The 12,637-nt window shown below is 73.1% G+C and carries 12 protein-coding genes; 9 read left to right on the plus strand and 3 right to left on the minus strand.

The features are described 5' to 3' along the window. Window positions 1–182: 182 nt before the first annotated feature. From ABZU32_RS08270 to ABZU32_RS08280, 3 genes are all read right to left on the minus strand, one after another. A complete protein-coding gene (locus tag ABZU32_RS08270; protein WP_354918877.1) occupies window positions 183–788 on the minus strand; it encodes a DUF4126 domain-containing protein in 606 nt (201 codons plus the stop codon). Window positions 789–907: 119 nt separating this feature from the next. Continuing rightward, complete coding sequence (locus tag ABZU32_RS08275) at window positions 908–2,047, minus strand: nitronate monooxygenase (RefSeq protein WP_354918880.1); 1,140 nt, start codon at window positions 2,045–2,047, stop codon at window positions 908–910. Window positions 2,048–2,120: 73 nt separating this feature from the next. Further along, a complete protein-coding gene (locus ABZU32_RS08280; protein ID WP_354918883.1) occupies window positions 2,121–3,074 on the minus strand; it encodes an acyltransferase in 954 nt (317 codons plus the stop codon). Between the two features lie 153 nt (window positions 3,075–3,227). On the opposite strand from ABZU32_RS08280, the gene ABZU32_RS08285 reads away from it, so the two are divergent. The 9 genes from ABZU32_RS08285 to ABZU32_RS08325 all read left to right on the plus strand — a co-directional run bounded on the left by ABZU32_RS08285 (window position 3,228) and on the right by ABZU32_RS08325 (window position 12,544). Beyond that, entirely contained in the window at window positions 3,228–4,898 is a 1,671-nt protein-coding gene (locus tag ABZU32_RS08285; protein WP_354918885.1) for a CTP synthase, read from the plus strand. 56 nt (window positions 4,899–4,954) lie between these two features. Then, window positions 4,955–5,551: an NUDIX hydrolase gene (locus tag ABZU32_RS08290; protein WP_354919304.1), complete on the plus strand. Its 597-nt coding sequence runs from the start codon at window positions 4,955–4,957 to the stop codon at window positions 5,549–5,551. Between the two features lie 41 nt (window positions 5,552–5,592). Then, on the plus strand, window positions 5,593–6,498 hold the full coding sequence (locus ABZU32_RS08295) for a site-specific tyrosine recombinase XerD (protein WP_354918888.1): 906 nt from the start codon (window positions 5,593–5,595) through the stop codon (window positions 6,496–6,498). Window positions 6,499–6,669: 171 nt separating this feature from the next. Then, window positions 6,670–7,515, plus strand: a complete 846-nt coding sequence (locus ABZU32_RS08300; protein WP_354919307.1) for an AAA family ATPase — start codon at window positions 6,670–6,672, stop codon at window positions 7,513–7,515. Between the two features lie 85 nt (window positions 7,516–7,600). Further along, the gene (locus ABZU32_RS08305) at window positions 7,601–8,503 is read left to right on the plus strand and encodes a segregation/condensation protein A (RefSeq protein ID WP_354918891.1); all 903 of its coding nucleotides are present in this window, start codon (window positions 7,601–7,603) and stop codon (window positions 8,501–8,503) included. Then, complete coding sequence (gene scpB / locus ABZU32_RS08310) at window positions 8,493–9,095, plus strand: SMC-Scp complex subunit ScpB (RefSeq protein WP_354846131.1); 603 nt, start codon at window positions 8,493–8,495, stop codon at window positions 9,093–9,095. Before ABZU32_RS08305 ends, scpB begins: the two co-directional genes overlap by 11 nt. A 917-nt stretch (window positions 9,096–10,012) precedes the next feature. Next, a complete protein-coding gene (locus ABZU32_RS08315) occupies window positions 10,013–11,044 on the plus strand; it encodes a pseudouridine synthase (RefSeq protein ID WP_354918894.1) in 1,032 nt (343 codons plus the stop codon). A 49-nt stretch (window positions 11,045–11,093) separates the two neighbouring features. Continuing rightward, a complete protein-coding gene (gene aroH / locus ABZU32_RS08320) occupies window positions 11,094–11,453 on the plus strand; it encodes a chorismate mutase (RefSeq protein ID WP_354846136.1) in 360 nt (119 codons plus the stop codon). Further along, entirely contained in the window at window positions 11,450–12,544 is a 1,095-nt protein-coding gene (locus ABZU32_RS08325) for a prephenate dehydrogenase (protein ID WP_354918897.1), read from the plus strand. Before aroH ends, ABZU32_RS08325 begins: the two co-directional genes overlap by 4 nt. Window positions 12,545–12,637: the final 93 nt, after the last annotated feature.

Consider the following 12,637-nt stretch of genomic DNA (forward strand, 5'->3'; position numbering starts at 1 on the left):
ACCGAGCGGCCGAGGCCCCGCGCTCACGCGGGCCTCGGCCGGGTGTTCGACGTCGCCGGCGGCGCCCGGCCAACGGATGACCTTGCGAAGATCGAGCTCGACGTCCGCCTGCGAACCGATGCCGGTCCGCAGCCGGCCGCGGTGGATCCCGATCGCCGCGTGGTCCTGTGGTGTCGGGGCGGTCACGAGGGTTGCGGGAGGCGGGACGCCATCTTGCGGGCGCGGCGCCGGCGCAGGAGGCGGAAGGCCCACCAGGCCGGGACGGCCAGCACGACCAGCCCCACGACGACCAGCACCGGGAAGAAGACGGCGACCAGGCTCATGCCCAGCGACCCGGCGTCCTCCATGGTGCTGACCACCGGGGCTCCGACGCCCGCGGTGGAGACGTTGACGACCGGCCGGGCCGTGGCCTTCATCACGTGCACCGCCAGGGCGACGCCGATGCCGAGCACCCAGCTCACCCAGGGGTTGTGCGCCATCCAGGTGGAGTGGTCGAGCTGCGAGGCCGCCTGTGTGGCGCTGAAGGCCACGCCACCGGCGGCGGGACGCACAGCCGTCTGGATCATGTCGTTGACGTGGTCGACGACCGGCACCTTGTCGAGCACCATCTCGGCCACCAGCAGCACCCCGATGATGGCCAGCACCCACCCGTTGGTCAGCCACGCGTAGTCGTGCGGCAGCCGTACGGCGTTCGTGAAATTGGCCAGCAGGCCGACCACCAGCAGCGGGATGTAGGCGTTGAGCCCCGCGGCCGTGGACAGCCCGAGACCGGTCAGCGCCGCGAGCATCGCACCTCCACCTTTCCATGCTTTCCGATGGAGAAGACGAATGAGCAGATGCCCATCGTTCCCGCCGTCAAGCACGGCGCCGCGAAGTCGTGTGAGTGTTCGAACGGGCGGCGGTGGGATCAGGCGCCGGTGATGCGCCGCAGCCGGTCGACGGCCGAGGCGAACTCCTCGATGATCTCGTAGGCGACCTGGCGGGACGGTTTGACCTGGTCGAGCTGGCCGACGACCTGGCCGACGAAGTAGTTCGCCAGTTCCCGGGCGCCCGGCTCGCCGTTCTCGGCCGCGTCGCCGATGCGGGCCAGAGCCCCCTCGGCGAGGAGCATCTGCAGGGGCATCGGCAGCGGCCCGGGGCTCTCTGGGGCCTCGTCCCATTCGGTGGTCCAGGCCGAGACGAGCTGCCGCGCCGGCTTGCCGGTGCGCGCCCGCGACCGCACGGTGTCCAGGGAGGTGGCGGCGAGCATCTTGCGCTTGACGACCGAGGGGGTCTCGGCCTCCTCGGTGGTGAGCCAGACCGAGCCGCACCACACGCCCTCGGCGCCGAGGGCCATCGCCGCGGCCATCTGCCGGCCGTTCGCCACGCCGCCCGCCGCGAGCACCGGGATCGGCGCCACGGCGTCCACGACCTGGGGGACGAGCACCATCGTGGACACCTCGCCGGTGTGCCCGCCGGCCTCGGTGCCCTGGGCGACGATCAGGTCGGCTCCCTCGGCGACCTGGCGGCGGGCGTGCTCGACCGTGCCGACCAGCGCGGCGATCGGCACTCCGGCGGCGCGGGCCTTGGCGACCATGGCCGGGGGCGGCGGGCCGAGCGCGCTGGCGATCAGGCGGATCGGGTGCCGGAGCGCCACGTCGACCAGACCGGTCGCGCCGGAGTGCGTGACCCGGCGCCCGACCTCGTCGGCGTGGCCGCCGACCGAGCCGAGCGTGAAGGGCTTGCCCTTGCCCACGCCGTACTTGGCGAACAGGTGGGTGACGAAGTCGCGGTGGACCTCGGGGATGTGGTCGAGCAGCCGCTCGGCGGGGTCGGCCGCCGCCCGGTCGATGCGCGCGGGGACGAGCACGTCCACGCCGTACGGCTGGCCGCGCACCTGCCGGTCGATCCAGCACAGCTCGCGGTCGAGCTGCTCGGGGGAGTGGGCCGCCGCGCCGAGGACGCCGAACCCGCCCGCGTTGGTCACCGCGGCCACCACGTCCCGGCAGTGGCTGAAGGCGAACAGAGGGAACTCGACCCCGAACATGTCACTGATTCCCGTCCGCATGCCGCGACGGTAACCCGCGCGACCGCCCCGGTCCAGGTCCGTTACCGGACGATGCGTGCCGGGCGGCCGGCGGTCAGGTGGTGGGCAGCGAGGCGGCCCGCTCGGAGACCGGCTCGGGTATCGGCGCGGACGCGGGTGCCGCGACCGGCGCGGGGATCGGCGCCGGCATCCGTCCGGGGACGGGCGAGTGGTCGTCCATGAGTGCCGGGTCGTCCAGGCCCGCGGAGTCGTCCAGGATCGCGGAGTCGTCCGGGAACGCGGGGTCGTCGAGGTCCGCGGGGTCGTCCAGGCCTGCGGGGTCGTCCGGGATCGCGGGACCGTTCGGCGCCGCGAGGATCTCCGGGGCCGCGAGGTCGGCCGGAGAAGGAGAGCCACCGGGGGGCGGTGGACCTTCGGAGGGGGAGTGCCAGCCGGTTTCGGGGGTGTAGCGGCGCACGACGCGGGCCGGGACGCCGGCGATGACGCAGTGGTCGGGGAACTCGCCGCGCACCACCGCGCCGCCGGCGACGACCGACTGCCTGCCGATGCGGGTGCCGGGCAGGATGACCGCCCCGGCCCCGATCCAGGAGCCGGACCCGATGGACACCGGGTTGTTGCGCGGCCACTGGCGGCCGATGGGCAGCTCGGGGTCGTCGTACACGTGGTTCTGGTCGGTGATGTAGACGTACGGTCCCGTGAACACGTCGTCGCCGATGTCGATCGACTGGTGGCCGACGATGTGGCTGCCCCGCCCGATGGAGCAGCCGCCGCCGACGCGGACGATCGAGCGGGGGCCGAGGTCGACCCCCGGGCCCATGCCGGCCGAGATGGAGACGCGCTCCCCGACCAGCGTGTGGTCGCCGATCTCGATCCACGCCTCCCCGAAGATCGCTCCCTGCGGGAACGACAGGCACGCCCCCTCGCCGAGGCGGCGGAAGCGGTACCCGGCCGGGGTCTTGGGCGTGACCGCTCCGGTCGCGCGGATCGCGGCCCACGCGCGGTGGATGAGGCCGTTGATGATCCGGCGTAGTGCATCACGGGGTGACATAACCGGAAAAGTTACCGCTTGGTTAGCATGCAGGGAACGGACGCCCCGGACCGTTCGGGCACTTCGCGAGCGTCCTTTGATATCCTGAGAGCCCGTGGACACGAGGTCGCCCGTCGGACGGCCACGATCAGAACGGACCACGGGAGACCCTCCTTGCGCAGCGCCGCAAACACCAAGCATCTGTTCGTCACCGGAGGCGTCGCCTCCAGTCTCGGCAAAGGGCTGACAGCCTCGAGCCTGGGGCGCCTGCTGAAGCTCCGCGGCCTGCGGGTCACCATGCAGAAGCTGGACCCCTACCTCAACGTCGACCCCGGCACCATGAACCCCTTCCAGCACGGCGAGGTCTTCGTCACCGACGACGGCGCCGAGACCGACCTGGACGTGGGTCACTACGAGCGGTTCCTGGACACCGAGCTGCACGGCTCGGCCAACGTCACCACCGGCCAGGTGTACTCCAACGTCATCGCCAAAGAGCGGCGCGGGGAGTACCTCGGCGACACCGTCCAGGTGATCCCGCACATCACCAACGAGATCAAGGACCGCATCCGCGGCATGGCCGGCCCCGACGTGGACGTGGTCATCACCGAGGTCGGCGGCACCGTCGGCGACATCGAGTCGCTGCCCTTCCTCGAGGCCGTGCGCCAGGTCCGCCACGAGGTCGGCCGGGACAACGTCTTCTTCCTGCACGTCTCGCTGCTGCCGTACATCGGCCCGAGCGGCGAGCTGAAGACCAAGCCGACCCAGCACTCGGTCGCCGCGCTGCGCAGCATCGGCATCCAGCCCGACGCCATCGTCTGCCGCTCCGACCGGCCCATCACCACCTCGCTCAAGCGCAAGATCAGCCTCATGTGCGACGTGGACGAGGACGCCGTGGTGTCGGCCGTGGACGCGCCGAGCATCTACGACATCCCGAAGGTCCTGCACTCCGAGGGCCTGGACGCCTATGTGATCCGCCGCCTCGGCCTGCCGTTCCGCGACGTCGACTGGCACGAGTGGGACCAGCTCCTGCGCCGGGTGCACCGCCCGGCCAAGGAGGTCACGATCGCGCTGGTGGGCAAGTACATCGACCTGCCCGACGCCTACCTGTCGGTCACCGAGGCGCTGCGCGCCGGAGGGTTCGCCTGCGACGCGCGGGTCAACATCCGCTGGGTCAAGAGCGACGACTGCGAGACCCCCGAGGGCGCCGAGCGCGAGCTCGACGGCGTGGACGGCTTGCTCATCCCCGGCGGCTTCGGCGTGCGCGGCATCGAGGGCAAGCTCGGCGCGGTGCGGCACGCCCGCGAGCGGCAGGTCCCGCTGCTCGGCATCTGCCTGGGCATGCAGTGCATGGTCATCGAGGCCGCCCGCAACCTGGCCGGCATCGAGGGCGCCGACAGCACCGAGTTCGACCCCGAGACCGCCGACCCGGTGATCAGCACCATGGCCGACCAGGAGGACGTGGTGGCGGGCGAGCGCGACATGGGCGGCACCATGCGGCTCGGCCTGTACCCCGCCCGGCTCGCCGAGGGGTCGATCGTGCGGGGGCTGTACGGCACCGGAACGGTGAGCGAGCGCCACCGCCACCGCTATGAGGTCGGCAACGCCTACCGCGAACCGCTGGAGAAGGTCGGCATGGTGTTCTCCGGGCTGTCCCCGGACGGCAGGCTCGTCGAGTACGCCGAGCTGGACGCCGACACGCACCCGTTCTTCGTCGGCACCCAGGCGCACCCGGAGTTCCGGTCCCGCCCGACCCGCGCGCACCCGCTGTTCCGCGGCCTGATCGACGCGGCGCTGACCTACGCCGACGTGCGCGAGGCCGCCGCCAAGGCCGGGCGGGGCGCGTGAGCGCCGCCCCGGGCCGCCCGCCCGCCCGCGACCTGAGCAGCGAGGACGTCCAGGACGTGCCCGCATCCTGGGAGGTGCGGGGCGAGCGCGTCCACCTCACGGCGCGGGTGATCACGGTGCGCACCGACACGGTCAGCATGCCCGGCGACGAGGTCGCCGAGCGCGACTACGTCGTGCACCCCGGTTCGGTCGCCGTCGTCGCGCTCGACGAGGACGACCGGGTGCTGTTGCTGCGGCAGTACCGCCATCCGGTGCGCAAGCTGCTGTGGGAGCTGCCCGCCGGCATCCGGGACGTCAAGGGCGAGCCGCCGGTCGAGTGCGCGGCGCGCGAGCTGGCCGAGGAGTCCGGCTACCGGGCCAAGACCTGGCACACGCTGCTGGACACCTTCACCTCGCCGGGCATGTCCGACGAGCGCATCCGCGTCTTCCTGGCCCGCGATCTGGAGGCGATCCCCGAGGAGGAGATGGCGTTCGAGCGCCGGCACGAGGAGGTGGACATGCCCGTCGTATGGGTTCCGCTGCTCGAAGCCGTGCATAAGACGCTGAGCGGAATGATCCACAATGGTCCCGCCGTCGCGGGTATTCTCGCCGCGTACGCCGCATTGCCGGACGGCTTCACCACCCTGCGTCCCGCCGACGCCGAGGAGGCCTGACAGGAGGTCCCGTCCTGAGCGCACACGCCGACGCCGAGGCCGTGTCCGCCGCCTACCTCGCCCACCTCGCGGTGGAGCGGGGCTTGGCGGTCAACACCCTCGCCTCCTACCGGCGTGACCTCCGGCGCTATCTGGAGCACCTGCGCTCGCGCGGGTGCCCGTCCCTGGCCCAGGTGGCCGAGGCGGACGTCGAGGCGTTCCTGACGGCCCTGCGCGAGGGCGACGAGCGTCATCCCGCCCTGGTGGCCAGCTCGGCCGCCAGGGCCGTCTCCGCCGTGCGCGGGCTGCACCGGTTCGCCGCGCGCGAGGGGATGACGGCGCACGACCCCGCGCGCGAGGTGCACCCGCCGAGCCGGCTGCGTCACCTGCCCAAGGCGATCGGGGTGGCCGAGGTCGAGCGGCTCATCGCCGCCGCCGGGCCGAAGGACGCGCCGCTGACCCACCGCAACCGGGCCCTGCTGGAGGTGCTGTACGGCACGGGGGCGCGCATCTCCGAGGCCGTGGGGATGACCGTGGAGGACGTGGAGCCCGAGCGGGTGCGGCTGCGGGGCAAGGGCGGGCGCGCCCGCGTGGTGCCGATCGGCCGGTTCGCCCGCGAGGCCCTCGGCGCCTACCTGGCGCGGGCACGGCCGCTGATCTGGGCGCAGGGGGGCGGCGGCGCGGCGCTGTTCCTCAACGCCCGCGGAGGCCGGCTCACCCGCCAGGGGGCCTGGGAGGTGCTGCGGTCGGCCGCCGAGCGGGCCGGACTGACCGGTGTCTCGCCGCACATGTTGCGCCATTCGTTCGCAACTCACCTCCTCGACGGAGGAGCGGACGTTAGGGTTGTCCAGGAACTGCTCGGCCACGCCTCGGTCGCGACCACCCAGGTCTACACCCTCGTCGGGGTCGACCGGCTCCGGGCGGCCTACGCGGCGGTCCAAGACGGGGCCGATCGTCCAACTTCATAGCTCTCGGGCGCGTCGCCTTGCCGCTTACGTGCCCACCCCATAGTGTCCGTCCGGACGGTCCGGTTCGGGGCCGTCAGGGAGGTTCAACTGGTGACTGCGACCACAGACGCTTCAATCCGGGAGATTCCCGGTGCCCCCGAGGGTGGATGGGGTGACACCAGGAGCGACGGGATCCTTGGTCCCACCGGCCGGCCGCGTCCCGTCTTCCCAGATCCGGTGCCCCCGACCACGCACGGCCCCGCGAGGGTCGTGGCCATGGTCAACCAGAAGGGCGGCGTCGGCAAGACCACCACGACGATCAACCTCGGGGCCTCGCTCGCCGAGTGCGGGCAGAAGGTCCTGCTCGTCGACTTCGACCCGCAGGGCGCGCTCTCGGTCGGTCTGGGCATCGACCCGCGCCCGCTCGAGGCGACCATATACGACCTGATCATGGAAGAGCAGGACGTCACCGCCGAGGACGTCCTGCTGGCCACCAGCGTCGAGAACATGGACCTGCTGCCCAGCAACATCTTCCTGTCCGGCGCCGAGATCCGGCTGGTCAACGAGGTGGCCCGCGAGTACGCCCTCGGCCGCTCGCTGGAGCCGCTGCTCCCGCACTACGACATCTGCCTGATCGACTGCCAGCCCTCGCTCGGCCTGCTGGCGGTCAACGCGCTGACCTGCGCGCACAGCGTCATGGTGCCGCTCGAGTGCGAGTTCTTCGCGCTGCGGGGCGTCGCCCTGCTGATGGAGTCGATCACCAAGGTGCAGGAGCGCCTGAACAAGAACCTCGAGATCGACGGCATCCTGGCCACCATGTACGACCCGCGTACGCTGCACGCGCGCGAGGTGCTCCAGACGATCATGCAGGGCTTCGGCGACAAGGTCTTCCACACGGTGATCAACCGCACCGTCCGGTTCCCCGACGCCACCCTCGCCGGCGAGCCGATCACCCAGTTCGACTCCGCCTCCATGGGCGCCACCGCCTACCGCGAGCTGGCCCGCGAGGTCCTGGCCCGCTGGTCACAGGAGGGCTGATCCGCCCGCACCGCCGACCGGTCCGCACCGCCGGCCGTGAGGGCGGTCCCGCGCGGCGGCGGCCGCCGTGCGGGACAATGGGCCGGTGACCCCAGAGCCCGAGACGGCCCAGGCCAGGCCGGACGCCTTCCAGGTGCACCTGGAGGTCTTCGAAGGTCCCTTCGACGTGCTGCTCGCGCTGATCTCCAAGCACAAGCTCGACATCACCGAGGTGTCCCTGCACCAGGTGACCGACGAGTTCATCGCGCACATCCGCTCCCGCGGCCCCGAGTGGGACCTGGACCTGGCCAGCCACTTCCTGCTCGTCGCCGCCACTCTCCTGGACCTCAAGGCCGCCCGCCTGCTCCCCACGGGCGAGGTGGAGGACGAGGAGGACCTGGCGCTGCTGGAGGCCCGCGACCTGCTGTTCGCCCGCCTGCTGCAGTACCGCGCCTACAAGGAGGTCGCGAAGGTCTTCGCCGGCCGGATGGCCGAGGAGGCCCTGCGCTTCCCCCGGTCGGTGCCCATGGAGCCGCAGTTCGCGGGGCTGCTGCCCGAACTGGTGCTCGGCATCGGCCCCGAGCGGCTGGCCAAGATCGCGGCGAGGGTGTTCACGCCGAAGGCCGCGCCGTCGGTGTCCACCGCCCACATCTACCAACCGGTCGCCAACGTCCGCGAGCAAGCGGCTATCCTGGTGCAGCGGCTCCGGCGCGTGCGCACCGCGACGTTCCGGGCCCTGACCGCCGACTGCGCGGGCACCTTCGAGGTCATCGCGCGCTTCCTGGCCGTCCTTGAGCTCTACCGGGAGGCCGCGGTCTCCTTCGAGCAGATAGAGCCGCTCGGAGATCTGCACGTGACCTGGACGGGCGCCGACGACGGAGACGTCGCGGTGGTCGACGACTACGACGAGGGCCCAGCGGGCGACCGCGACCGGCAGGACGGCGACGACGCCGGCGGCCGGCCGCACCCCGAAGGCCGAGAGAGCGAAGATGCAGCCGATGAGTCCTGACGCCGGGCGCCCGCCCGGCGATGCGCCCGTCCCCGCCGGCGAGACCGCCGAGCCGGGCCTGCGGGCCGGCCTGGAGGCCATCCTGCTCGTCGTCGACGAACCGGTCGCCGAGGTCACCCTGGCCCAGGTGCTCGAGCGCCCCTCGCGCGAGGTCGCCGAGGCCCTGCGCGAGCTGTCGGCGGAATACACCGCCGACGGGCGGGGTTTCGACCTGCGGGAGGTCGCCGGAGGCTGGCGTCTCTACACGCGGGCCGGGTGCGCCGCGGTGGTGGAGCGCTTCGTCCGCGACGGGCAGCAGGCCCGTCTGACGCAGGCCGCCCTGGAGACCCTCGCGGTCGTGGCCTACCGCCAGCCGGTGAGCCGGGCGAGGGTCGCCGCCGTACGAGGGGTCAACAGCGACGGCGTCATGCGCACGCTGGCGGCGCGCGGGCTGGTCGAGGAGGCCGGCACCGATCCCGAGAGCCAGGCGGTGCTCTACCGCACGAGCTCGTACTTCCTGGAGAGGCTGGGGCTGCGGAGCCTCGACGAGCTGCCCGCGCTCGCCCCGTTCCTCCCCGACGACGTGGAAAACCTAGAGGAGCATCAGAAGTGAACAACAGGCGTGGTACCCCGTCCGGTGATGGACGCGGTCGAGGACGCGGTGGCGCCCCCGGCGGCGCCTCAGGCTCCCGTGGAGGGGCCGGAGCCCGTGGCGGCTCCGGCGGCTTCCGGAGCGGGCCCGGCCCGCGAGGAGGCGGCCAGAGCGGCTCTCGCGCGCGATACGGCAGGCCGGGCGACGACCGAGGCGGGGCGTCCGGCGACGACCGCCGTGCCCCGTTCCGGGGCGACGAGCGGCGTGGCTCCTTCGGCGACGACCGCCGGGGCTCGTTCCGCGGCGACCGGGGCGGTCCGTCCCGTGGTGATGACCGCCGGGGCTCCTTCCGTGGCGACCGGGGCGGTCCGTCCCGTGGTGATGACCGCCGGGGTTCCTTCGGTGGGGACCGGGGCGGTGCCTCGCGCGGCGATGATCGCCGTCCCCCGTTCCGGAGTGACGAGCGGCGTGGCTCTTCCGGTGACGACCGCCGGGGTTCCTTCGGTGGCGACCGGGGCGGTTCGTCCCGCGGCGATGATCGCCGTCCCCCGTTCCGCAGTGACGAGCGGCGCGGCTCCTTCGGCGACGACCGCCGGGGCTCGTTCCGTGACGACCGGGGCGGTCCGTCCCGTGGTGATGACCGCCGGGGTTCCTTCGGTGGGGACCGGGGCGGTGCCCCGCGCGGCGATGATCGCCGTCCCCCCTTCCGCAGTGACGAGCGGCGCGGTTCCTTCGGCGACGACCGCCGGGGTTCCTTCCGCGACGACGACCGCGCGGCTCCGCGCGTCGGGCGCGGTGGATCCCGCGAGCGCTACGGCAGGGACGAGACCGGCCGCGACCGGCCCGTCCGCGACGAGGGCCGCTTCGCCGGCGGCTCCGGCGGCCGGTACGGGCGCGACGACCGGCGCGACGACCGGCGTGAGGGCCGGCGCGACGAGGTGCAGACCATCGGCGGCTCGCTCGGCGGCTCGTCCGCCGGCACCCGTGGCCGCTACGGCCGCCCCGAGGGCGGCCGGGCGCAGGACCGCTTCGGCCGTGGCGCCGCGCCCGCGGGCCGCGGCGGGGCAGGCCGCGACAGCGCTTCCGCTGCGCGCGGCAAGGCGACGCGCTCCGGCGCCCCGGCCGGGCGCGGGCAGGCCGCCCGTCCCGAGCGCGGCGGCGCGTTCAAGACCGCCCGCCAGCCGCTGCGCGACCCCGACTTCTTCCCCGCCGGCTACACCGACGAGCGCGACACCACCGAGGTGCCCGACGGCATCCGGCTGCAGAAGGTCCTCGCCCAGGCCGGCGTCGCGGCGCGGCGCACCTGCGAGGAGATGATCGGCGAGGGACGGGTCACCGTGGACGGCCAGGTCGTGCGGCGCTTCGGCGCCCGCGTCGACCCGGCCAAGCAGGTCATCCACGTCGACGGCAAGCGCATCCCCACCGCCCCCGACCTGGTCTACTTCGCGATCAACAAGCCGATCGGCGTCGTCAGCACCATGTCCGACCCCGAGGGCCGTCCGTCGCTGGCCGACTACGTGGCCGACCGCACCGAGCGGCTGTTCCACGTCGGGCGCCTGGACACCGAGACCGAGGGCCTGATCATCCTCACCAACGACGGCGAGCTGGCCCACCGGCTGACCCACCCGAGCTTCGGCGTGCAGAAGAAGTACTGGGCCAAGGTGCCCGGGCCCATTCCGCGCGACCTGGGCCGCCGGCTGAAGTCGGGCGTCGAGCTGGAGGACGGCCTGGTCAAGGCCGACGAGTTCAAGATCGTGCAGGAGCACGGTCAGCAGGCCCTGGTCGAGGTCGTCCTGCACGAGGGGCGCAAGCACGTCGTGCGGCGCATGCTGGACCTCGCCGGTCACAACGTGATCGACCTGGCCCGCATCGAGTTCGGGCCGGTCAAGCTCGGCCGGCTCAAGCCGGGCACCCTGCGCGCGCTCACCCTCGTGGAGGTCGGCGAACTCTACGCCACCGTGGGAATGTAGCCTGGCGGGAAGCGGAGCACGACCGGACGCCCTGCGAGAGGGGAAAGCCATGGTGCGGGCCATCCGGGGCGCCGTCCAGATCGATTCCAACGATCGGGAGGCGATCCTCGAGGGAGTGACCGAGCTGGTCAGCGAGGTCATGGAGCGCAACAGGCTGACCACCGACGAGGTGATCAGCGTGATCTTCACGGCCACTCCCGACCTCACCGCGGAGTTCCCCGCGCTCGCCGCCCGCAAGCTCGGCTTCCACGACGTGCCGCTGATCTGCGCCAGCGAGATCGACGTGCCCGGGGCGCTGCCCCGGGTCGTCCGGCTGATGGCCCACGTGGCCACCGACCGCCCCCGCCAGCAGATCCAGCACGTCTACCTGCGCGGCGCCGCCGCGCTGAGAGTGGACATCGCCCAGTGAACGAGCGGCCGCGCGGCATCGAGAGCGTCCTGGTCGTCGGCACCGGGCTGATCGGCACGTCGGTCGCCCTGGCCCTGCGCGAGCACGGCGTCACCGTCAAGCTCACCGACCAGAGCCCCGGTGCGGTGCGCGTGGCGTGCGAGCTCGGCGCCGGGGACGAGTGGGAGCCGGGCGGCGACCGCGTCGACCTGGCCGTGATCGCCGTGCCGCCCCAGTTCGTGGCCGACTGGCTGCTCGACCTGCAGAAGACCGAGGCCGCCCGCTTCTACACCGACGTGGCCAGCGTCAAGGCGCTGCCCATCGAGCAGGCGCGCCGGCTCGGCTGTGACATGAGCGCCTACGTGGCCGGCCACCCGCTGGCCGGCCGCGAGCGGTCCGGGCCCGGCGCGGCCCGGGCCGATGTGTTCCTCGGCCGTCCCTGGGCGTACTGCCCCGGGCGCGAGACCTCGCCGCGCGCCGTCGCGGCCGTGCTGTCGCTCATCGAGCTGTGCGGCGGCAACGCCGTCAAGGTCGACCCGGTGGCGCACGACGAGGCCGTCGCGCTCATATCGCACGCCCCGCACGTGGCCGCCTCCGCCGTCGCCGCGCGGCTGGTCGGCGCCTCGGACACCGCGCTCGGCCTGGCCGGGCCGGGAGTGCGGGACGTCACCCGGGTCGCGGGCGGCGATCCGGACCTGTGGACGGTCATCCTGTCGGGCAACGCCCGCCCGGTGGCGGAGGTCCTGGAGGCCGTCGCCACCGACCTGGCCGCAGCGGCGGCGGCCCTGCGCGCGGTCTCGGTGGACGACGACGGGGCCATCGCGCGGGTCACCGAGCTGCTGCGGCGCGGAAACGCCGGCCGGAGCCGCATCCCCGGCAAGCACGGCGGGCCCGCGCGGGCGTACGCCGTGGTGCAGGTGCTCGTCGGCGACCGGCCCGGCGAGCTGGCGCGCCTGTTCCAGGTGGCCCAGGACGCCGGGGTCAACATCGAGGACGTCCGCCTGGAGCACGCCCCCGGGCTGCCTCTGGGCGCCGCCGAACTGTCGGTCCAGCCCGAGTCCGCCGAGGTGCTCGCCGAGGCCCTGCGCTCGCACGGGTGGCACGTGCCCTAGTCCCGTCAGGGGCTTGGGCCGACGATGCCCGGGTGGTGGAGGATTCCCGGTACCCTCATTGCGGACAACTCAATCGGGACGCAGAGGGAGATG

This window comes from Sphaerisporangium sp. NPDC005288 (genome assembly GCF_040607475.1).
GTDB lineage: Bacteria > Actinomycetota > Actinomycetes > Streptosporangiales > Streptosporangiaceae > Sphaerisporangium > Sphaerisporangium rhizosphaerae.

Bases quoted from the DNA above. Each gene is read 5' to 3' on its own strand.
- ABZU32_RS08270 (WP_354918877.1), bottom strand. From the start codon at position 788: ATGCTCGCGGCGCTGACCGGTCTCGGGCTGTCCACGGCCGCGGGGCTC.
- ABZU32_RS08275 (WP_354918880.1), bottom strand. From the start codon at position 2,047: ATGCGGACGGGAATCAGTGACATGTTCGGGGTCGAGTTCCCTCTGTTC.
- ABZU32_RS08280 (WP_354918883.1), bottom strand. From the start codon at position 3,074: ATGTCACCCCGTGATGCACTACGCCGGATCATCAACGGCCTCATCCAC.
- scpB (WP_354846131.1), top strand. From the start codon at position 8,493: ATGAGTCCTGACGCCGGGCGCCCGCCCGGCGATGCGCCCGTCCCCGCC.
- aroH (WP_354846136.1), top strand. From the start codon at position 11,094: ATGGTGCGGGCCATCCGGGGCGCCGTCCAGATCGATTCCAACGATCGG.